Genomic DNA, 21,395 nt, shown 5'->3' on the forward strand with positions numbered 1-21,395 from the left:
AAGTCGCTAGAAATCCGCTTGGATTAACAAGATTGATCCGGATTTTAGTCAGTATGACTCCAAGGAGACGAAATACGGAGGCTCGAAAATGATCGAATGGAAGGAAAACGGCACACCCGTTTCCATCGAATTCGACGATATCTATTTCTCGCCCGAAGACGGTTTGGCCGAAGCCAAACACGTTTTTTTAGACGGAAATCGACTGGAATCCCGTTGGTGTCGGGATTCGTTTCCGGAAAAAAACCATTTTGCAATCCTAGAATTGGGATTCGGAACGGGGCTTAATTTCTTTGCGACCTGGAATCTTTGGAAAAAATTAAGAATTCATAATAAACTTTCGATTCTTCGGTTCGTTTCCTACGAGTTATTCCCGCTCAGCGAACATGAAATAAGGAGAGCGGTCTCGCATTTTCCGGAATTAACCGAAATTCTTTCCATTTTTCTAAAGAGGTATTCTCTCTTAACCCAAGGTTGCAATTCCTTTCTTTTCGAAGAGGAAGGGGTAGCCCTGGACCTTTGGATCGGAGACGCTAGAGAGTTATTACCCGAAACTTCCGGTCGATTCGACGCCTTTTTCCTGGACGGATTCGCTCCGTCCAAAAATCCGGAGTTGTGGGGAATGCAGATCTCGAATCAATTTTCCCGCTTGGCGGATAAACAAGCCACGTTAGCTACGTTTACCGTCGCGAGGGTCGTAAAAGATTCTCTTACAAATGCCGGGTTCGTTTTGGAAAAAATTCCAGGATTCGGGAAGAAAAGGGAAATGTTGATCGGAACATTTAAAAACGATCCGGACCTTTCGGCCGAGCGGATCTTTGTTCGAAGGTTTCCGAAATCGCCTCTCCCAAAAAAAGTCGTGGTAATCGGAGCCGGATTAGCCGGGGCGAGCGTAGCTCGTTCTTTTGCGATGCGAGGTATCCAAGTGGCCGTTTTGGATGATTCTTCCCCGAATCGAGCCTCGGATATTCCGAAGGCGATTTCCCATCCGCATATTACGAAATTTAAAAGTCCTACGAGTCTTTGGACAATGAGGGCCTTCGGTCATTCGCTTAGACGCTATCAGGAACTTTTACCGAAAGATTCATATGAAACGTCCGGTACGTTCCAGCTTGCCGGAAAAGATCTGAGTTGGGAAAGAATCTCGGAAGGAATTCGATCACATCGGCTTTCGGCGGAATTCGCCAAGCTTCAAGAAAATGCGAAGGTTTCCTATCCGTCATTGCCGCAGGGCTCCCAAGGAGTATTATTCCCTTCCGGGTTTTGGACCGAAACTCCCGAGTTGGTTTCAAATTTATTAAAACATTCTAATATATCTCCGAGAACGATTCATGTTTCCGAGATACGATTCGATCGGGACGAATGGAGAATTTTATCGGAAGAGAACGAAATTGAGGCTTCTCCTTGTCTGGTTTTGGCGAATTCCAACGGAATCGAATCGCTATTATCGAAATTTTTCGGCGAACCTCTTTTCTTTTTATCGAAAGTTAGAGGTCAATTACTGGAGCTCTCTACGGAAAGCGGGAATGAGAACGATCCGATTTTCGTAGGAGAACATTATATAACTCCGAGCAAGAATAAGATCCGAGTATTAGGATCCAGTTTTGACGAGTTCGACTTGGATCCGAACCCGCGAAGTCGAGACCGGGAAAATTTATTGGAATATGCGAAAGAACTCCTGCCCGGAGAGAGACAGGACCTGGAAAAAAATAGAATTAGTCGCGAATTCGTCGGATTCCGCTCCCAGACAAAAGATAGATTTCCGGTACTCGGAGAAGTGCATAATCCTGCCACCTTTCGAAAAATTTATACCGGCGCGGGTCTTCCAAGGAACCGGAATAAAAAGATTTCCGTCCCCCAGGCAATTCCCGGACTCTACGTATTCGGCGGGCTAGGTTCGAGAGGCGTTCTCTCCTCCTTGATCGGCGGCGAAACCCTTGCTTCTCTCGTTTTGGGAGAACCCTTGCCGATCGAAAATAGCTTGTACTCCGCATTGCATCCCGCAAGATTTTTATACCGAGCGATCAGGAAGAAGGAGGAGAAATAAAAACAATGCGAACTTCTACAAAACGATTGCCTGTCCAAAAGAAAGACGATTGGAAAAAAATCCTGAAAGCCTCCTTCGGGTTCGGCGAATTTCGCCCGGGTCAATGGGAGTCGATCGAATCCCTACAGGAAGGACGAGACGTTTTATCGATACTTCCTACAGGGGGAGGGAAATCCCTTATCTATCAACTGCCCGCCTTCGCTCAAAAAGAACTTCTAATATTAGTCGTTTCCCCGCTCATCGCCTTGATGAAGGACCAAGTGGATAGCTTGAAAGGCAAGGGATTAGAAGCCGCATATTGTAATTCTACCCAGGATGAACTTGAGCAAATTCGAATATTATCCGGCGCCGCAACCGGAAAAGTAAGAATTCTTTACGTTTCTCCCGAAAGAGCGACGTCACATTCCTTCCTAAATCTCGTTTCAAAATTTCCGTTAGGCCTGGTTGCAGTCGACGAAGCGCATTGTGTGTCTCAATGGGGACATGATTTTCGCCCCGAATATCGCAAGCTCCATACCCTAAGATCCGCTTTTCCGGAAAATATCCCTTGGGTTGCGTTAACCGCCACTGCCACAGATCGAGTCAAGAAGGATATTTGCGATAGCCTAGGGTTGAAGGACCCCGCCTCCGTGCAGGGAACGTATGCAAGACCTAATTTAAAATTCAGAATTCAGTTTCCGGAGTCCGAAAGAGACAAGGAGAAGGAACTCCTTTCCATTTTAGAAAACGGCAATTTTCGCAAATCGAATTCGGGCAAGGCGATCATTTATTGTGCAACCAGATCGAAGGTCGACGATGTTTACGAAATGCTAAAGAAGTCGGGATATAAGGTCGGAAAATATCATGCCGGACGAACCGATTCCAGTCGGGAAAAAACCCAAGACGGTTATACATCCGGCAAAACGAACGTATTAGTGGCGACTAACGCGTTTGGAATGGGTTTAGACAGCCCGAACGTTCGATTGGTCCTGCATTATCAGGTTCCTTCTTCCCTTGAAAGCTATTACCAGGAAGCCGGCCGTGCAGGACGGGATGGAAAGAATTCGGATTGTGTTTTATTCTTTCATACCGGCGATTTGAGCATTCAGAATTTTCTACTTTCGAAGGAAGCGAATTACAAAGGCGGAGAAACGTTACTCTCTCATGTAAAATCGTACGCATCTTCTTCGGTTTGCAGGCAACAACTTCTCTGCGGCTATTTCGGAGAAACGATCGATCCTTGCGGGGTTTGCGACTCCTGTCTTGAAAGCGATCCGAGCGATCGTGAGAATTTTTTAGAGCGGGAACGAATCAAAGCGACGAGAAAGAAGTCGAGAGAATCTCATACTTTCGAAACTAGCGAGGTTCAATCCGCGGAAGGCCTATTGGAGGAATATCCGGCTAAATTCGGCAAGAAAATCATTGCGAGCACATTACGAGGTTCTAAATCGAAGGACATTCTTCGGCGTCGATTGGATAGATCGAAATTTTACGGGAATCTTTCGCATGTACCGGAAGAATCGATTCTAAAGCTATTAGAGGATTGGTTAGCCAGCAAAAAACTTTTAATTAAAGGCGATAAATATCCTAAGCTTTATCTCGCCTCCGGTGGAAAGCCCACCTCGAGAGTAAACGGCGTCGGAGGACGGGACGGGAACGTTAAAAAAATCTCCCTCACCGGGGAAAAGCTTTTGATCAAGGAATTGAAGAATTTTCGGGATCGGATTGCCCGGAGACGAAAATGGAAGAAATTTATGGTTCTCCAAAATCCCGTACTAGTTCGGATTGCGGCTCAAAAGCCGTCCACCTTGGAAGATCTAACTCTAATAAAGGGTATGGGAGATTCTAAGGTGAATCAATACGGAAAGGAAATTCTAGAAATTATAGAAAAGTTCGGTTGATTCGACAGCCAACCCTGGGTGCGTGAAAGTAATTTATATTTCCGGAATATTCCTGCGACTAAAGATCGTCAGGCCACAAAAAGTCTATAAATTTAAAAACGGCTCTTGATCTCGGAAAAGCGAGCCGACAAAGCCGTCCTCGTTTATTTCGTGAATTTCCGCTTCCGGATGAGAGAGACTCAAACCTAAGAGGCGAATCGGTGAAATCGAGCATCCTTGATCGAGCAGGAACTCCCCTAAGAGTTCCTTTCCGAATGAAAAAAATTCCGTCGCCGACGTCGGTGGTGTCGGCAGTGTTCTACTTCTAGTTTTAAGAGTAAAATCCGAAAACTTAATCTTCAAAGTGATCGTCCTAGCTGAAAATGATTTCGATGAAAGCCTCTTCTCAAGCTCGATCGAAAGATCCTTTAATTCCGTCAAAAGGTCATCCGTCTTTTCCAAATCCGCCGCAAAAGTGGATTCCGCTCCTAAGGACTTACGGATTCGATCGGATAAAACCGGCCTTTGATCGATACCCCTTGAAATGGAATAGTACCAACGTCCTGTTTTTCCGAAATTCTTAATAAGAAATTCCAACGATTGGCGTTTTAGATCGCTGCCTTTGAAGATCCCATGAGCATGCATCTTTTTTAATGTAACTTTTCCGACTCCGGGAAAAGCTTCGACATTCAGGGATTCGATGAACGTTTCCGTTTCCTCCGGTCGGATTACGGTTAATCCGTCGGGCTTCTTAAAATCCGTGGCAACCTTTGCGGCAAATTTATTAATGGCCACTCCGGCGGAAGCGGTTAGGTTCGTTTCGGCCTTGATCCTGGCTCGAATTTCCTTCGCAATTTCGGTCGCAAACGGAATCCCTTTTTTATTCCGAGTCACATCCAGGAAAGCCTCGTCTAAGGATAGCATTTCGACCAAATCGGTATATTCTAAAAATATGATTCGAATTGCAGTCGATACCTCCTTGTAAACTTGGAATCTAGGAGGAACAAAAATAGCGTTCGGACAGAGGCGATATGCCTGCGAGCAAGGCATCGCGGAACGAACCCCGAATTTCCGCGCTTCGTAACTAGCTGCGCATACCACTCCTCGGGAGTTCGGAGGACCTCCTACGACCAGCGGCTTTCCTCGGTATTCGGGAAAATCCCTTTGCTCCACCGAAGCGAAGAACGCATCCATATCGATATGTAAAATCTTGCGAAACACTTACTTAGAAAGTCATACTATACATATAAATAGCTATGTCAATTCTATTCCATAGTGCGTAGGTAGGTCAGTACGTAGATTTCCTCCGAACCGTTCTCTCTCAGAATGCGACTCGCTTCATTAACGCTCGCTCCCGTCGTAAAGACGTCGTCCAATATCAAAACCTTCTTAGGACATTTTCCGATCCATTCCTCTCGGATTGCCCAAGAATTTCTTGCATGGAAAAAACGGTCCGCGTAAGCTTTTCCAGCCTGTCTTGTCTTGCTCATTTTTTTGAGAGGATGTATGCAAGACAGATTCAAAATCTCTTCCGTACGAAGCAGAAGTTCCCGCATCGGGGAGAACGGGCGAGCGGGAACCGTTCCCCACCAAGGCGGAAACGAGCTAGGCAATAATAGATACGCTTGCAATCCGAGATCTTTACAATTTCTTAATACTCTCTTTGCACCTACGCTGAGAAATAAAGAAAGCGGATAGGTGGATTGTCTCTTGATTTTATTCAAAGCCTCCGCGAGGAGATCGGTTCGTTCGTGTAAAAAAATCGCGCGCGTAAAAAATACGTTTCTGGAAAGACAATAATTACATTGCCCTGCCTCGATCTTCCAAGAACACACGGGACACTTTGGATACCTCCTAGTCTCCTTCGCTGAATTAGCGCATTCCTTACATAGACCCGAGCGTCGGGAAAAGAAATCTTCCCGACCGCAAATCCCGCATAGAATCGGATAAAAGTAATTTAAGGTTTCGTAGGCAAGCTTCCTGATCATGCCTATACGGGTAAAGAACCGAAATGATAGCGAATTTTTTCCGAGTCACATAACAACTAAGATTTCGGATTCCTCTTCTTGACCCATAATCCGTAAAGAACCCCTACGGTGAATCCTGCTACAAGAATGATTATTACTTTCCAGTCCAAAATAGGTTCACCTAAAAAATCTTCGAACACCTGCGGATCTCCGCTGAGCTAAGTATCGGGCCCGCGATGGAATCAGCCAATCACTTTCATGAAAGTCGGTCTTACATATGGAGTCTCATTTTGCAAATCATGATTATTCCAATATATAATCCGGCTCCAGGATTCTCGGACAATAAGTAAAGATCGTTCCTAAATAATGCCTTGCTAATGAATGAAACAACCATTCTCCCGCAGATCGTTTGACATCCAAAAAATTCGAATTCGCAAAACCGTTTCGCTCGAAGAACGAATCCAGGCTCCAATCTTCCTCTCCCGGCAGTACTTGAACTTTTAACATCGCGTAAAAGGCGCCCGACCCCGGATCGAAACGAAAGACGATCGATCTACCGCCTGCCGGATTGCGTATCGTAAATGTCGCCCATCCTCCCTTCGGCCCGGATTCTTCCGACTTCAGTTCGTATAATTCATACTGAAATTCTTTTTCATCGCCGAAGAATTCTTTGTAGGTGGTTCGAAACGCCTCGGAAAACTCCAACTTTGTTTGCAGGAGAGGATCCTCTTCTGGGTTCATACGGCAAGAATTTTGTAGGGAAACGGATTCTTCAAGGGAAAATCAGCGAAGGGTTGCCTCTAAAATCGTTAAGCGAAATTTTCGACCTATAATGTACTCTTTAACCTACCCAAAATAACGGGTAACGTTTTTGAGGAACTTCGAATTCCTTCAGGGCCCCGTCGAAGACGCAAGTTCGTTTATTTTCTTTTCCGAAATTACAATCGATGGAATAGTCCACCGCTTTCCTTTTTTCCGTCAACGGAATCACATACGGAATTTTATGAAAAATCTCATTTTTGGAATACTGAATCTTTTCGCGAAAGATCAAAAGGTTAGCCCGCTTTTTACCTATATAGATGGAAGTCAGACCTTCTCTTTCATTCCTTTCAAAGAAATACGCGACCCCTTCGGCGGTTATCAGAATCGTGCGAAATAAACTCGTATTATCGTCCGCATACCCTAAAATCTCCGGCTCAAAAACGTAGACCTGCCCATTTGCGGCAGCTCCGTGCTTCGTGCCGAAATCCTTGATATCAGAATTTGAAATAAATAATCCCGAAGTTTCATCATCGCCGAGGTCCAGGATTTTTTGAAACTTATCCTTGGAAGAATGCTTAAGAAGGATAGGAAAACCCTCCGCTCCTTCTCCTAAAACTTGCTGTCGCCCGTCGACCGCGCGGTAAACGATTTTATTACCCTTTTTTAAAGTCGCAAAATGAATTTCATCCTCGCTTTCCGAGGCCGAAAGTAAGATCGGTAAAAATATCAAGCTCGCAAAGAATCGTTTCATGGTCCATCTATCGGATTTTTATCCGAGAAGATCAACATCCGAACCCTATTTTTCCTATCGATTTACCGCCGGTTTGCTCGAGTCAATTTTACGGAAAATTAGATGAAATAGTCCGGAAATCGTCGATTAGGACGATATTTTTATAAGGAAGAGGTTTTAAAATCTTGAAATTATTAAAAGAAAAAAAGGGGCTTTCGATCGTTCTATTCCTTTATATTTTCCCTTTTTTTTCCCTTCCTAGTGAATCCGAAAACGCGCAAATATATAAAGAAATTATTGTGCAGGATTTTGAACAAGAAAGCTTCGGTTCCGAAAACATAAAAGCGAAGTTGGGACCCGATTTTCTCCCTGAGGTCAGAATTTCTTCCGTATTGCGTACCCCGGAGAGAGATTCTACAAAGTCTTTGTACGTAGAAGTCACTGCGGAAAAAAATCAATCCTTTGAAATTCTTTTTAATACTCCTTGGGTATCCGGCGACTTTGTGAAAGAATTCCGCTTTCATCTTTATGCGAACGAGGGCGGAGGCTCCCTATACATGTTAGTGCGGGATTCCACTCTTGATATTAGAAAAATATTAATTACTCATCTTCAATTCTCCGGCTGGAAAGCGATCGATCTGGATGTCAGTCGAAAAGTACGGCAGGATGACATGGTCTCCCACAAGCATTCCGAACTTTCTTTTTTGGGCTTCTTGTACGAGGCGCCGTTTGAACGGAAAAGAGGAACAAGAGAAATCTTTGTGATCGACGATATTCTCGCCAAAGTTCGGCCCAAATACTTACTGTTCCCTTCCGAAAAGACTTTGGTGAAATGAACAGAAGACAGAGGACAGACGCGCTCGCTTCGCTCACGCTAGACAGTAGCTGCTCGAGGTTGGAAAGGCAGCTGTGTGGAGGTAGAATCTACTGTAACACAGGAATCTTTCTGTAGAACATGGAAACACTGCTCACCAATGTTCAGTCCACTGACCAATATCCAGACGGATTGGATAATCGTTCCTTCTGCGCTCGAAATATTCCCAATCTCCTCGGGACCACGCCTCCCTCAAAAGATCATTTTCCTTTTTCAGAAAAGATTCGGTCTTCCAATCGCTTTCAGTAACGAGAAAGTTTTCGATCGGAGGAAGCGGACCGTCTTTGTACAAAATGCAAAGCTTTTCCGCTAATCGATACGTACCGAGTAATCGGCCGAGCTGACTATAGCCCGCAATATGCGGAGTGAAAATGGAATTCGGACATTGTGAGAGCTTTCGAATGAGATCTCCTTGCGGAGGTTCCGGATCAAAGACGTCGATCACTTTCGAAAGATCTTCGCGGGAAATAATTTCTTCAAAGGCTTCCCGACTCCAAATTTCTCCGCGACTCGTATTCAAAACTAAAGTTCCGCTTCGCAATCGGACCGCTTCCGTCTTAGTAAACATTCCTGACGTCGGATAAGGAGTTTCGAGAGTCAAAGGAACATGGAAACTTATTATTTCACAATCATACACTTCGCTTAACGAAACAGATGTTTCTTTGATATATGGATCGCTATAGACGAACCCGATTCCGTAAGAAGATAGAATCTTTGCGAATGCTTTACCCGTATTTCCGAATCCGACGAGGCCTATCTTTTTTTTTCTCAACTCATCCGCTGCAAAAAAGGATCGAACCCCGACCCAACAATATTCTCCCACTGATCCCGCGTTACATCCGGGTGAGTTCAGGAATATTCGGCCCGCCTTCTTCAAATCGGAAAGATTCACATGATCAATGCCGGAACTCACCGTCGCAAAAATCTTAACGCTCGGAAATCCGATAAAAGTTTCCGAATTGATCGGGAGGCGAGTGTTTGCGACTAAAATCTCGGGCTCTTCCTTAGCTATCGACTCAAGCTCGTTCTTCGCGTAAGAACGTGTTTCCAATTTCCGGAAATTCGAAAAAATGGATCCGGCTCCGGTGGTCCCCTCGGGATAATATAACAAAGGAAGTTGCACCGGGATAGTTTCCCGTGAAGAGTCTTTCATTCCAATATTTTTTCTTTCAAAAACGTCTTGCCAAGACTGCCCTTGCGATTACTTTCATCGCTTCGAACCGGAAACTAAATATGTTAGAACGAATCAAACAACTCCCCCGCATCGTTTGGCTATCCGCCATCGGTGTTTTTTTATTACTTCTCGTCATTTTTATCTTATGGGAACCGACCTCCAAAAGCGGCAACTTCGGAAATAGCCAAGACACCTTGGACGGTTTTACGGTCTCCCGAAACGACGCCGGAGAATGGACTCTTAATCCCGAAATCGTGGATACTTCGCGTAGCATTTATAAAGACGGAGAGTGGTTATCCTACGACGATATTTTAAAATTCGCCGCTTCGGGCGAACTGGATCTGGTTTCGGAGCTATGGGCATTGCGCAGACGCTGTCCGGAAGGTTATACGATCGACCAGTGTAACGAGGTAGTAAAAGCCTTTCTATTAGACCATTATCCCGGCGCCGCGGGAGAAAAACTGATGGCATTATTCAAAAAGTACCTCACGTACGAGCAGGTGATGCGATCCTACGAGATGCCGAAAGATTTAAAGCAGGAAGAGACGTACGAACTTATCAAAAAGAAACGAAGGCAAGTATTTTCCGAGCAGGATGCCAAACTTATTTTCGGCTTAGAGGAATCCGAACGACAATACCAGTTCGGACTTTCTCACTTTTTGAATGAAACGAAAAGCGTTTCGGGCGATGAAAGGATCAAGCGATACGAAAATTATAGAAAAGACGTCTACGGAAACTATTACGACGCGATCCTAAAAAGAGAGCCGAAGTTTAACAAGTACGAAACGGAATTATTCCTAAGAGAGACCGACATGAATAAGATGGCTGCCGCTCAAAAAGATCCTCAGCTTCGATCCATACGGGAAAAATATTTCGGAAAAGACGGCGCGGATCGGATCGAGAAAGTTTATAAGGATATCGAAATACAAAAGACAAAAGAATCGGAAACCGAGAAGGAGGAGCAGACTTGGCTAAAAGCAAATCCGAACGCAAAACCGGCCGAACGGGAAAAGGCGATATCCGCAATTCGAACCCGTATCCTAGGATCACAAGACGCCGAGGAATACGGACGTAGAAAAGCGCTTGAAGAAGATCAAAAACGACTAAATCTCAAATGATCGTTTTCCCGAAAAATCCCTTACGACTATTTCTATCCGCGTTAGGGATTTCACTCGGATTACTCTTAGCAATGGAGCCTTTCGGTTTTTTTCTAGCCGGGGGAGCGTCCGCAATTAGCGCCTACTTATTTTTTCTAGAGTTAAAAGAATGGCCGCAGAAATTTCAAATTCTTTGGCTATTGCTTCTCTCTCAGATTCTAAATTTCACAGTATTCTTCTGGATTCCTTCCTCAATCTCCGCCATTTCGGGAGCGGGGGAATTCATTTCCTGGACTCTCTTTTTAATCTACGGTTTTTTTTCCCATATAAAACTGTTTTTGTCCTTTTACGGATGGAAATTTTCCGTCGATCTCTATAAGAAATATCGCAACAACGAATCGGAACTTCTCCGCCTGGAGTGGTTTCTCTTTCCGGTTTGGGGAATTCTGGGAGATATCGTAACGCCGCAACTATTTCCCTGGTTCTGGGGAAATTTGGCCGAAGGGAATCTGTCCTTCTCCCAGATCGCGGCGACGACCGGAATATATGGAGTGGGTTTCTTCCTACTTTTGGGCGGAGCCAGCATTGCTTCATTACGAAATTTAAATTTACGAAAACTAGGTATTCTCGGGATCGTTTTCTTCGGACTTACATGGACTTTAGGGGGGTATCGATTATTAACCGCGCCCGATTATAGAGTGCCGAATACCACCCCTAACGTGGAAAACGATTTGCTTAAACTGTCGGCGATCATGATTCAACCGAATACTTCCCCCGCTAAACGTGAATTTGCGGAGAATCCCGAGTATCTCGGGCAAGCGATGAGCAGAAATCTAGAAATGGCTTTATCCTCCTCTTTGGAGAACGTTCCGCCTCCGGATCTTATCTTTTTTCCCGAATCGGCGATCCCATTTCACGGGACTGACTTGAATCCGAATAACGTTTCTTCAGGAGTATATTCTCCCACGTTTCACGGACTCGTATTATATTTAACTTATAAAACCGGCGCGGATTTATTATACAATGAATTGAATCAATCCGATGAAGGATTGCGAAATCAAGTCACTTTGATTTCTTCCGAAACGAGAGAAATACAACGTTATGATAAACGTCGCTTATTGGCGTTCGGCGAATATTTACCGTTCGAATCCACCTTCCCTTTTCTAAGAAGTTTATTTAAAGAGACCTCTCGTTACGTCCGCGGTGGAAGTCCTAAACCGCTTTTAGGCACGCGTTCATTTTACCGGGTTCGACAACCTTCCCCGCCTACACCGGAGGAAATTTCGGCGATCCAAACTCCGGGAAACTTTCCTTCGATAGCGCATTCTTCCTCTCCCGAAGATAGCGTTCCCTATCAGATCCTACCGCTGATTTGCTACGAAGCCATGTTCCCTTCCCTAGTGCAGGATTCCATTCGCGAAGCCCGCAAAAACGAATATACGATTTTGGCGAATCCTACGAACGATTCTTGGTTTTCATCAAGAGCGGAAGCCTGGCAGCACGCCGGTACTTCCCGTTTTCGGGCGATAGAATTCGGTTTAAGCTTTGTCCGACCGACGGTTAGCGGGATCTCCTTCGTAGTCGATCCGTTCGGCAGAGCTTTGAGCACGCCGATAGAATCCGGGGAAATCGGAACGAAAGCGTTTCTCTTGCCGGTAACTAAACTCGTTCCGGAAGGAAATACTTTTTATTCGCGATGGGGCAATCTACCGTTTTACCTCTATTCAGTCATCGGTACGATTCTATTCCCTTTTTTGAATATTTTTCTTTTCCGAAAGAGCGCAAAAAAATAGACAAATGTTTCGAAGGAAAAACTAAAATAAATTAAGCGAAGATCGGAATTTCTTTCTCGCTAAAAACGAGTCGTCCAACGAGTTTACGAAAGAATAAACGCCTCCCGATCCGCTGTGAATGGAACAAAAAATAGAAGGGGGCCGAACAGAGAACCGTATTTCGAATCAAAGAGAGGTGGATTTGTTACTTCATACGTTTTGTCACCTCCCCGGCATCAACACCGTGGAGGAAGGAAACCTTTGGCGACGGGGAATCTTAAACTGGGATTCCCTTCGAGAGGAATTACTTTTAAAAGCCAAGTCTCCCGAAGATACTTATTCCAGACTGGTACTGGATTCGATCGAATTCTCGAAAAAAGAACTGGAAAGAAATAACTGGGACTACTTTTTCTTCGCTCTTCCCAATGATCAAAAATGGAGACTCTTTCCTCATATTCGATCTCGGCTTCTTTACCTGGATATCGAAACGAGCGGACTTTCGCGCGAGGACTTTATCACGGTAGTCGGAACCTACGACGGAGTCACGTTTAAGGAATTTTTGCGAGGGCGGGATATGGATGATTTCCCGGAAAAAGTTCATCCCACACATATTCTTGTCAGCTATAATGGCGTAGCTTTCGACGTCCCCTTTATCGAAAAAGAATTCGGACGAAAATTTAAAAATCGACATTTCGACTTGATGTATCTTTTACGCAGTCTAGGTTATCGCGGAGGTTTAAAAGGTTGCGAGAAAGCGTTAGGAATCGTTAGAAATCTTCCCTTCGAAGTTAACGGTGCGGACGCCGTAAGACTCTGGTGGCAGTACGTTCAGTACGACGATTTGGAAGCCCTGGATTTATTATTGCGGTACAATCGGGAGGATGTCATGCATCTCGAACTTTTATTCATTAAAGCCTATAATTTAAAATTAAAACAAACCCCTTTTTACGGAGAAGTGATTCAGGAAGATGTTCCTTCTTGATGCGAAAGAACATCTTCGATATTTCTATGCCGAAGCGTCCCCGATCCATCGATAAGTCTCGTACGGTGGTTCCGTTTCGACGACTTCGACCCAACCCTTTTCGACGAATTTTCGCACCATCGAATGCAGGATTGCCATTGCGGTATTATAGTAACCGGAATGAGCTACCTTTTCCCCCATCGCCTCGAGAGTCAGGCTAGAAAGATCATATTCTTTTTCCTTTAACCTGCGGATAATACCTCTCTCCAATATCTGCAAAGTCTTATATAATAATTTGATCGCCTTTTTCGGATCTTCGGGCTCCGGTCCATGCGCGGGAAGCAATCGGCGGATCGACATTTTGGAGATTCTATCGAGTGATCTATAATAATCCTCGAGATTGCCGTCGATCTCGGCATAAATGGAAGAAATATTCTGCAAAACCAGATCCCCCATAAAGAAAATATTTTCTTCCAATAGATAGGGAGTTAGATGCCAAAGATTATGACCCGGAGTGTGCAGGAATCCTATGTCCCTACCCCCCGCGTGGATCACATCCCCTTCCACTAATTCCACATCGAATTTTAGAATCGGTTGTATCCGATCCCCGCGACTCAGGGTCATCCGTAAATTTTCATTACCCGCTTCCAGACGAACGATTTCCCGTTTACGATCCTCGGGAGAACGATGCCCTTTATAAACGAGCCTTTTGGAGGCTCTATTGAATACTTCCACGTATTCCAAATAGTTGCCGATACCCGCTGCCATTCCTTTCATCGCATACAGCTTAGCATCGGTATAATATCGAATCGTAAGAATCGCGCTCAGATGATCCAAATGATTATGGGTATAGAAGATATGTTTTATTTTGCTTAGATTCAAATCCACTTTTCGAAGGGCTTTTTGAAGCATTCCGAGATTGGCGAGATATCCCGAATCGATCAGCGCAGGTTCTCCGTCCGGGAGAATATAAATATTATTGGGAGCATAAAACGGTTGGGGGATTTCGGTTTTGAGAATACCGTCTCCGATTTCGACTATGTCTGGGATTGAATCATACTTATAAACTTTCAATTAGAACCCCGTCTTAATTTTTCTCTAGGAAAATAGGTTACTCTTTTCACGACAAGCCTCTAAATTACCGGAGCGAATATAACGAGAAAGTTCGGCTATCAATGCCAAACGCGGTTCGGCTTCCTTACCGAGAATTCGCTTAATATGTTTCGTTTCAAAAGAGGATAGTTTTCCGTCAAAGGAGCAAGCAAGGCATAATAATCTCAGACAGGCTTCCTTTTCCGATTCCTCCAAATTTTGAATCAGAGTCCTAAACGTTTCCAAATCGTCGAAGGTTGTCGCGTCGGACGCGATATCGAAGGCCTTATAAAGTTTGACTAGTAGATACTCCAGATTCGGATGAAATCTTTGCGTAAAAACGACCGAATTCCCGACGGCCGATAAAAATGCCAGCTTCGCATTCTTACTTAGGAAATCTTTTCTTTCCAAAATTTGCTCGGTTATCTCTCTCGCTAAAACTCTCGAAATCAATCGAATTCTTAGTTCGGAAAGAATGGAATATATGACTACGCCGTCCCATATTGCGGTAATGGGAGCCGCAATGAAATCCGTATAGACTCGCAACGAATTTCTGGCGAAAATTTTGCGCAGAACTATTTTCGCCAACAAATTAGAGAGAAGGACTTTGGCTTTGTACAAAAAAGTCGCGACGAGAAAACTTCTCTTATCCGTTAGTCGCAACGGATCGATACCCAAAAGTTTTAAATCCGGATCGGGAATTTCCAAAGCCATTCGAGCGAGAAGGTTTACGTTCCCCGTCAGTAATTCGGGATCGTCTTCCAATTCCATTCCCGCTAGACTCGTCAATCGATATGCCCCCCATAACCCGAGCTGATACAGAATATAGAATTCTAATATCGTTCCGAATAACAGTGCCAGCCCGGAGTATGTCCATTTTTCCATAAAAACGGGAGAAAGGAATTCGGGAGATTCCGGAAAAAGCGTTTCGATAAGAATGATGCCGCAGGTAGTCCAAAAACCCGCGTGCATCGCCCAAAACGTAACCCAGCGAATGATTCGATTGCTTTCCGGAAAAAAATTCGTAGGGATTTGTCCGGTGTTTCGCCCGCTTTTTCTTTCTTCTTGCCGGACATAATCTTGGAGAATATTGATCCCCCATCGTTCTAAAAGACCCGGTTTGTATTCGGGGAAAAAGTCTTTGCCGGCTTCCATTCGGTGATGATCCAATCCCGAAAGTAAGGAATCGTCAATCCGAATGGGAACCTTAGCCGGATTCTTTAGGTCAAATCGTTTGATTCCACGCGTTATAAAACCCGGGGATTTCATTCTTGACCCAGCCTTACCGATGATTGATACTAGAACTATGGGATCCCTTACGATGTTTGACCGACTCGCGAATCTGAAAAAAAAACAATTATATCTAGTCGGTAGCCTATTACTTTTTACTCTTTCCTGCGAGCACCACAATTCGACCAAGTCCGACTTAACGGTGACTTCTACGGACGGTTCGGTTAACTTTAGCATTCACGGAAGCTTGGATAAGACCAAGACCCCCAACTGCGGAACGGCATCTCCGTATTCGGCAAGCACTACGACCGGCGGAACTTCGACTACTACTACTACGAGTACATCGACTTCGTCCGGTTCATCGAACACCCAATTCACCGTAATCAGCAGGCTTTATTATACGACCGGGGATTACGTTTATTTAAAGTTCCTCTATGATAGTACGCAAAACCAGGGACAAATCGATTCCCAGCAAGGATTCTCTTATTCGGGAAGTTTAACCGCAAAACCTCTTGTCGCGAATTACGGAAAAATCGCCTGGGGGGGAAGCGGTGTGCCCGTGGATACATCCGTATCCGGTTCTCAAGCACTTTCCTATTTAACGGTAACTCTTGATCTGGTCGGAAACGTCGTCTCCAGCGGGAGCGCGGGTTTGTCCCTCACGCAATGTTATACCGTCGACTTTATCAATTGTACTTCGGCAACTTCGTCTAGTATGTGTTATACGCAGAATGGACAACAGTGTTTCAATTCTCAGTCCGTATCGGGTGTAAGCGTTTCCATCAAAGGAGACGTAAACTGCACGAGCCAATCGATTCCTGCAGGAACGTCCACCACAACCCAATAAAAAAAGGGCTGCCCATCCCTGAGGCAGCCCGACTCTCTCTGCTAACTTTGAAACGATAGGATTGCTGTTTTACATATCCTGTTCGTTCCGCCATATCCGATTCTTCTTAAATTCCGGATCTAAGCTCGATAGATCCTTATGCGGAACGAATTTCCTCGTAGTATGCGACACATAATACGCATTATACGCCAAAATTTCATTTTACGAATACGCATGTATTAGACCCTTTTTCTCCTTATTCCGGGCTAAATTATTCCGAATCGGCTCGGTACTTCGATATAAATTCCGAGATGTAAAAGCTCTAATATTTTCGGATGATGATTGCTTATGTTTTAAAAACTTATTAAACTAAAAATATGGAAAAGACACTAAACACAGATCAGAAGTTTAGGGAAAAAGTGAAAGTAGTACACGTCGAACACAGACAATCGAGCGGACATACTCCGCAAAAGTCTGCGATTCGAAGAAAAGCGCAGGAAGAAGAGCAGATACCGAATTTCTGGCTCTTTTATTTGCTGATGACGATAGGTTCTTTATTACCCGTCATCGGCGTATTATTGGCGTTCATCGTGTTTTCTTTCGCAAAGACAAAATTCTTTAAGTTTTTGCCGTTGGTTATAAGCCTTACTGCAAACGCTTATTTTTTCTATCTTCGCCAGCATTCGGGATCAGTATTCCACTTATTGAAAAACGCGGTTTATTGATTTCGATTTAGATCAAGTTTCCCGATTCTTCTAAACGGAAGGAATGGGATTCTCTGCGATCCGAAGTCAGGGTCCGGACTCTTAAAGCTCTACACTGGAGTCAGCTTCCGGAACTGTTCCTTAACCAGAGCCCCTTCCGGAGTCTCAGGGTAGCCCTTTAAAAATCTCAAGAGTTCCTCGACATCGGCTTGGAACTCCTCGTTTAAGGTTTTACGAATATTATACCGATTCAGCAAGGAAAGGATCACCATTTCATCCTGACTAGTACGGTCTTCCTTTGCAAAAAGCGAATGAGTCAATTTTTTATCGTTCTTATCCGAGTATTCAAGAAGCTTTAAGACGGGATAAGTGTACAAACCGTTTTTAAAATCCTTTAACGGGATCTTTCCGGTTTGTTCTCCCGCCTGAAAGTAATCGATCGCGTCGTCTTGTTTCTGAAAGAGAGAGCCTAGACGGATGCCGAATTCGTGCAATTTTTTTAGATTTTTCTTAGGTGTCTCCGCGAGGATTCCCGCCGCCTGGCAGACCGCCCCGAATAACGACGCGGTTTTACCGTAGACGACACGATCATAAATGCCTAAATCCAATTTCGGGTTCCGTTCCCATTCCATCTGAATCAGTTCGCTGATGGAAAGATCCTTGATAACCTGAGTAAATAGATCCATTAAGGATGGCGATCCGAGACTATTTAAATGATCGATCCCGCAGGCTAATAAATAGTCGCCCGCAAGAATGGCCGTCTTATTTCCGAATTTAGAGCCTACGCTAGGAACTCCTCTCCTAGTCTGGGCTTCATCCACTACGTCGTCGTGCAGTAGGCTCGCCGCATGAATCAATTCCGCGATTGCTCCTACATCCGTATATTTTTCCCCTTTATATCCTAATATCCTGCACATGCAATAGTGCAGAACGGGGCGAATCCGCTTCCCTCCGGAACGAATCGTATAATCCTTAATTTCGGCGAGCAAACGCAGGTCCTCGTCGATGATTTCATAGAGTTTTTTGTCGAACTTTCGGACGAGGAGGTCCTTCAATCCCTTGGCTTTCACGGAGTTTCCTTGTTTCGACACTATTTCCGAACGAATTTCCCGCTCAAGCAGGAAAGCTCGGAAATGCGGAAATGAAAGAAACTTTAATCAAGGTTTCCACTTATTATCCAGCGCGAGAAGATGTCTGGAAAGGATCTTTTCCATCTCACGATTTTCCTTCTTTCGATAGATATGTATTAAATTCCGGAACATCCTCTTTAAAATCGTGAGGCTGCTTGCATGAGTAAAGTATCGATCGTGCGCTTGAAAGCCGTTGGCTTTTAAGAAACGAATGCAGGTGGAACGATCCAGCATCACGCCGCCGTGATAGGGGTCGATATGCGTCTCATAATCGCTGGATTCGAAATGCAAAAGAAAATGCAGTGGCATATTTACTCCGTACAATGGAAGACGAAGTCTGTGCGCTACCAAAAGATAAATTACGGATAAGGAGATCGGGATTCCTCGTTTCTTAATAAAGACCCGATGCAAAAAGGAATTATCCGGATCTTCGTATTCGTCATGGTTCCCCACGAACCCCTCCTCTTGGGAAAGTACTCGAGTAAGGAAATGCACTTTAACGTCATCCGAGGCCAGATCCTCGTTTAGATCCACTAACTCTTCCACTCTGAGTGCGATTCGATCCAAATATGTCCTAAATTCAGGATAGGATAATTCCGGTTCTATCACGGAGGAGAGCAGGAATACCCCTTCCTCCAAATCGTCATAGTGGTTGGGATGCCCTTTTTCAGCCAATGCCACATAACGCAAGGTTATCCGTTCGGCATGAACCGCAGGGGCAGCCCCTCTCGCGAATACGCGTAATGTCGGATCTTTTAGCTCGTCGGCGACCTCGCAAATGCGAACCTGCCAGGGAATCATCGACGCAATCTCGCCGATAATTCTAGATCTTTCCGCCGAAGTCGAAAACTCAAGCTGATAAAACTTATCCTCGATCTTATCAGGCGGGAAGGGAACTGTTCCGTAAGGTGAGTCGGAGGATTGCATAGCAATAACGTGAATCTTGGAAAAGCAGCGTCAATTAGGAAGTTTTTCTAATGATCAAAAAAGGATGCGATGTATAAACTAACTATGTCGTTCGTTTATGTTCGCTTTCCGTAGGAGAAAAAGTATAGGATGAAGTCAAGGAAGTTGAAAGAGAAAACGGAAAAGAGACGATTTTTTTTCCAAGTTTAAAGGTTAGTAAGAAAGAACGATTTATTCAAAAAAAGACGAAGAAAAAATCTTTTGATTTGTTCTACGGAATAAAACGGCCGGTTAAGGCAAACCTCTCCTAACCGTTTTGGATTATTCGTCGTCTGTTATCAAAGAATATTAAACGCTAAGAGCGTCTAGTTCTTCCAACGCCTTCTTTTCCTGCTCCGCGTTCGGAGGAGTTCCATGCCAAGCCGGATTGTTTTCCATAAAAGAGACCCCTTTCCCGAGTACGGTGGTAAAGAGGATAATCGAGGGAGATCCTTTATGAGTTTTCGCTTTTTCGAAAGCCGATAGAATTGCGGCAATGTCGTGTCCATCCGCTTGGATAACATTCCAACCGAAAGCGGCAAATTTCTTGTCCAAGGGTTCCAAGTTCATGACGTCTTTCGTAAAGCCGTCGATTTGAATCCCGTTCTTATCCATGAATGCGATCAAATTATCGGTTTTATAATGTGCGGCGGATTGAGCGGCTTCCCAGGTCATTCCCTCTCCGCATTCTCCGTCCGAGATACAGGCATAAACTGTGTAATTCTTTTTAGCTAAACGTGCTCCGAGCGCGATCCCCACCGAAACGGAAAGACCTTGGCCCAAAGATCCGGACGAGCTTTCGATTCCTTTGAGATAACGAGTGGAAGGGTGACCTTGTAGTCTCGAGTTGATATTTCGAAACGTCAATAATTCGGACTCGGGGAAGAACCCCGATTGAGCCATTGCCGCATAACGGACGGCACAAACGTGACCGTTGGAAAGAATCAAACGATCCCTATCTTCCCATTCCGGATCGGTGGGTTTGTGATTCAAAACCTTCTTATAGAGAACGGCATATATATCGGCAAGACCAAGGGGACCGCCCGGGTGGCCCGACTTGGCCGCAGTGACCATCTTAATCACATTCTTGCGTATGTTATTGGCGAATTCTTTTAGTTCCTTGATATCGTTCATTCCGACCTACTGCCTTTCTCAACCTTAACTTCCGGATCGGAAGAGGAATAATCCCGAGAGATATACGATTGTATATAATGGTAGAAAAACAAAGTGCAGTTTCCTATGGAATCTTTTTTTTCCGGTTATCCCGGACCAACCCATAAGAAGCATTAAAACCAAAGCTAGAGCCGCAACACCCCGATGAATATCGATGATCAACCGATCCACGACGGGAATAAATCCGGCGGCATCCATCCCGCCGAATAAATATTTTAAGGATAGTAAGTAAATTGCAGCCGCGAGATTAAAACTCATTCCTGCTAGATTGAAAATTCGATGCAGACGATTGTTTCTGAAGCGAAACCAATATCCGAGATAAAATAGTATGATGGAGATCGTCATCCCCAGGTTGATAAGGAGAAATGGCATTTTAGTCCACTTAGCGATTCTATCCGAATGGAGAAAATCCTTTTTAATCGGTTGACCCGGGAATTCCGATTTGAATACTGGTTAACGAGTCCGAATGCTGCCTTAGCTCAATTGGTAGAGCAGCTGACTTGTAATCAGCAGGTTGGGGGTTCGATTCCTCTAGGCAGCTGATCTGGCGCAGGAAAAGGACATCTTTCTTTTCCGGACTCTTCCAACTACTTCGGGTAGGTACTCAAGCGGTCAACGAGGGCAGACTGTAAATCTGCTGGCCAAGCCTTCGAAGGTTCGAATCCTTCCCTGCCCAATAATTTCCTTCTCCATAAATAAATCGGATTCGAATAGAGTAATGCGTTTGCGACCCGTAGGGAGCAATACGAGACAGGATGTCGAGTAAGCATTACGACGAGCCTACGCGAGTGAGGCAGGATGCCGAACGAAGGGGAGGCGAATCCTTCCCTGCCCAATAATTTCCTTCTCCACAAATAAAATCGGATTCGAATAGAGTAATGCGTTTGCGACCCGTAGGGAGCAATGCGAGACAGGATGTCGAGCAAGCATTACGACGAGCCTACGCGAGTGAGGCAGGATGCCGAACGAAGGGGAGGCGAATCCTTCCCTGCCCAATAATTTCTCCACAAACAAAATCAGGATTCGAATTGAGTAATGCGTTTGCGACCCATAGG

At 44.7% G+C, this 21,395-nt stretch carries 20 protein-coding genes and 2 tRNA genes; 10 read left to right on the forward strand and 12 right to left on the reverse strand.

Annotated elements, in window-relative coordinates:
* The first annotated feature begins 88 nt into the window (after positions 1–88).
* Positions 89–2,044: an FAD-dependent 5-carboxymethylaminomethyl-2-thiouridine(34) oxidoreductase MnmC1 gene (mnmC1, locus tag LEP1GSC047_RS04910; RefSeq protein ID WP_010414896.1), complete on the forward strand. Its 1,956-nt coding sequence runs from the start codon at positions 89–91 to the stop codon at positions 2,042–2,044.
* 5 nt (positions 2,045–2,049) lie between these two features.
* A complete protein-coding gene (locus tag LEP1GSC047_RS04915) occupies positions 2,050–3,924 on the forward strand; it encodes a RecQ family ATP-dependent DNA helicase (protein WP_010414898.1) in 1,875 nt (624 codons plus the stop codon).
* An 84-nt stretch (positions 3,925–4,008) separates the two neighbouring features.
* Here LEP1GSC047_RS04915 and dinB read toward each other — a convergent pair whose 3' ends face one another.
* From dinB to LEP1GSC047_RS04935, 4 genes are all read right to left on the reverse strand, one after another.
* The gene (gene dinB, locus LEP1GSC047_RS04920; RefSeq protein WP_010414901.1) at positions 4,009–5,124 is read right to left on the reverse strand and encodes a DNA polymerase IV; all 1,116 of its coding nucleotides are present in this window, start codon (positions 5,122–5,124) and stop codon (positions 4,009–4,011) included.
* A 44-nt stretch (positions 5,125–5,168) separates the two neighbouring features.
* Positions 5,169–5,627, reverse strand: a complete 459-nt coding sequence (locus LEP1GSC047_RS22050) for a ComF family protein (protein WP_238325519.1) — start codon at positions 5,625–5,627, stop codon at positions 5,169–5,171.
* Positions 5,628–6,173: 546 nt separating this feature from the next.
* Complete coding sequence (locus LEP1GSC047_RS04930; RefSeq protein WP_020988234.1) at positions 6,174–6,611, reverse strand: hypothetical protein; 438 nt, start codon at positions 6,609–6,611, stop codon at positions 6,174–6,176.
* A gap of 100 nt (positions 6,612–6,711) precedes the next feature.
* Positions 6,712–7,383 (reverse strand): hypothetical protein, encoded by a 672-nt coding sequence (locus tag LEP1GSC047_RS04935; protein WP_010414909.1) that lies wholly within the window; start codon positions 7,381–7,383, stop codon positions 6,712–6,714.
* Positions 7,384–7,547: 164 nt separating this feature from the next.
* On the opposite strand from LEP1GSC047_RS04935, the gene LEP1GSC047_RS04940 reads away from it, so the two are divergent.
* Complete coding sequence (locus tag LEP1GSC047_RS04940) at positions 7,548–8,198, forward strand: hypothetical protein (RefSeq protein ID WP_020988287.1); 651 nt, start codon at positions 7,548–7,550, stop codon at positions 8,196–8,198.
* Positions 8,199–8,330: 132 nt separating this feature from the next.
* Here LEP1GSC047_RS04940 and LEP1GSC047_RS04945 read toward each other — a convergent pair whose 3' ends face one another.
* Positions 8,331–9,389: an NAD(P)-dependent oxidoreductase gene (locus LEP1GSC047_RS04945; RefSeq protein WP_010414915.1), complete on the reverse strand. Its 1,059-nt coding sequence runs from the start codon at positions 9,387–9,389 to the stop codon at positions 8,331–8,333.
* Positions 9,390–9,469: 80 nt separating this feature from the next.
* Between LEP1GSC047_RS04945 and LEP1GSC047_RS04950 the strand changes: the two genes are divergently transcribed.
* The 3 genes from LEP1GSC047_RS04950 to LEP1GSC047_RS04960 all read left to right on the forward strand — a co-directional run bounded on the left by LEP1GSC047_RS04950 (position 9,470) and on the right by LEP1GSC047_RS04960 (position 13,261).
* Positions 9,470–10,528 (forward strand): lipase secretion chaperone, encoded by a 1,059-nt coding sequence (locus LEP1GSC047_RS04950; protein WP_039934296.1) that lies wholly within the window; start codon positions 9,470–9,472, stop codon positions 10,526–10,528.
* Positions 10,525–12,300 (forward strand): apolipoprotein N-acyltransferase, encoded by a 1,776-nt coding sequence (gene lnt, locus LEP1GSC047_RS04955; RefSeq protein ID WP_010414920.1) that lies wholly within the window; start codon positions 10,525–10,527, stop codon positions 12,298–12,300. Before LEP1GSC047_RS04950 ends, lnt begins: the two co-directional genes overlap by 4 nt.
* Positions 12,301–12,418: 118 nt before the next feature.
* The gene (locus LEP1GSC047_RS04960; RefSeq protein WP_010414925.1) at positions 12,419–13,261 is read left to right on the forward strand and encodes a ribonuclease H-like domain-containing protein; all 843 of its coding nucleotides are present in this window, start codon (positions 12,419–12,421) and stop codon (positions 13,259–13,261) included.
* A gap of 24 nt (positions 13,262–13,285) precedes the next feature.
* Here LEP1GSC047_RS04960 and LEP1GSC047_RS04965 read toward each other — a convergent pair whose 3' ends face one another.
* Complete coding sequence (locus tag LEP1GSC047_RS04965) at positions 13,286–14,314, reverse strand: MBL fold metallo-hydrolase (RefSeq protein ID WP_010414927.1); 1,029 nt, start codon at positions 14,312–14,314, stop codon at positions 13,286–13,288.
* A gap of 24 nt (positions 14,315–14,338) precedes the next feature.
* Positions 14,339–15,487 carry an LBF_2804 family protein gene (locus LEP1GSC047_RS04970; protein ID WP_039934300.1) on the reverse strand — a complete coding sequence of 383 codons (1,149 nt, stop codon included), beginning with the start codon at positions 15,485–15,487 and terminating at the stop codon, positions 14,339–14,341.
* 166 nt (positions 15,488–15,653) lie between these two features.
* On the opposite strand from LEP1GSC047_RS04970, the gene LEP1GSC047_RS04975 reads away from it, so the two are divergent.
* Together LEP1GSC047_RS04975 and LEP1GSC047_RS04980 are read left to right on the forward strand one after the other, a co-directional pair.
* Positions 15,654–16,409 carry an LIC10920 family plasminogen-binding lipoprotein gene (locus LEP1GSC047_RS04975; RefSeq protein ID WP_020988524.1) on the forward strand — a complete coding sequence of 252 codons (756 nt, stop codon included), beginning with the start codon at positions 15,654–15,656 and terminating at the stop codon, positions 16,407–16,409.
* Positions 16,410–16,807: 398 nt separating this feature from the next.
* The gene (locus LEP1GSC047_RS04980; protein ID WP_020988398.1) at positions 16,808–17,113 is read left to right on the forward strand and encodes a hypothetical protein; all 306 of its coding nucleotides are present in this window, start codon (positions 16,808–16,810) and stop codon (positions 17,111–17,113) included.
* Between the two features lie 89 nt (positions 17,114–17,202).
* Here the strand turns inward: LEP1GSC047_RS04980 and LEP1GSC047_RS04985 are convergent, their stop codons facing one another.
* The 4 genes from LEP1GSC047_RS04985 to LEP1GSC047_RS05000 all read right to left on the reverse strand — a co-directional run bounded on the left by LEP1GSC047_RS04985 (position 17,203) and on the right by LEP1GSC047_RS05000 (position 20,712).
* The gene (locus LEP1GSC047_RS04985) at positions 17,203–18,162 is read right to left on the reverse strand and encodes a polyprenyl synthetase family protein (RefSeq protein ID WP_020988346.1); all 960 of its coding nucleotides are present in this window, start codon (positions 18,160–18,162) and stop codon (positions 17,203–17,205) included.
* A gap of 87 nt (positions 18,163–18,249) precedes the next feature.
* The gene (locus LEP1GSC047_RS04990) at positions 18,250–19,149 is read right to left on the reverse strand and encodes a transglutaminase-like domain-containing protein (protein WP_010414941.1); all 900 of its coding nucleotides are present in this window, start codon (positions 19,147–19,149) and stop codon (positions 18,250–18,252) included.
* Between the two features lie 327 nt (positions 19,150–19,476).
* On the reverse strand, positions 19,477–20,301 hold the full coding sequence (locus LEP1GSC047_RS04995; protein ID WP_010414945.1) for a transketolase: 825 nt from the start codon (positions 20,299–20,301) through the stop codon (positions 19,477–19,479).
* A gap of 24 nt (positions 20,302–20,325) precedes the next feature.
* Positions 20,326–20,712: a hypothetical protein gene (locus tag LEP1GSC047_RS05000; RefSeq protein ID WP_010414949.1), complete on the reverse strand. Its 387-nt coding sequence runs from the start codon at positions 20,710–20,712 to the stop codon at positions 20,326–20,328.
* A 96-nt stretch (positions 20,713–20,808) separates the two neighbouring features.
* On the opposite strand from LEP1GSC047_RS05000, the gene LEP1GSC047_RS05005 reads away from it, so the two are divergent.
* Both LEP1GSC047_RS05005 and LEP1GSC047_RS05010 read left to right on the forward strand, forming a co-directional pair.
* Positions 20,809–20,881: transfer RNA gene (locus LEP1GSC047_RS05005), tRNA-Thr, on the forward strand.
* Positions 20,882–20,934: 53 nt separating this feature from the next.
* Positions 20,935–21,016 (forward strand) — tRNA-Tyr (locus LEP1GSC047_RS05010).
* Positions 21,017–21,120: 104 nt separating this feature from the next.
* On the opposite strand, the gene LEP1GSC047_RS21580 is transcribed toward LEP1GSC047_RS05010, so the two are convergent.
* The gene (locus tag LEP1GSC047_RS21580; protein WP_238325520.1) at positions 21,121–21,336 is read right to left on the reverse strand and encodes a hypothetical protein; all 216 of its coding nucleotides are present in this window, start codon (positions 21,334–21,336) and stop codon (positions 21,121–21,123) included.
* Between the last annotated feature and the right edge of the window lie 59 nt (positions 21,337–21,395).

Source organism: Leptospira inadai serovar Lyme str. 10 (assembly GCF_000243675.2).
In the GTDB taxonomy this organism is placed as follows: Bacteria; Spirochaetota; Leptospiria; order Leptospirales; family Leptospiraceae; genus Leptospira_B; species Leptospira_B inadai.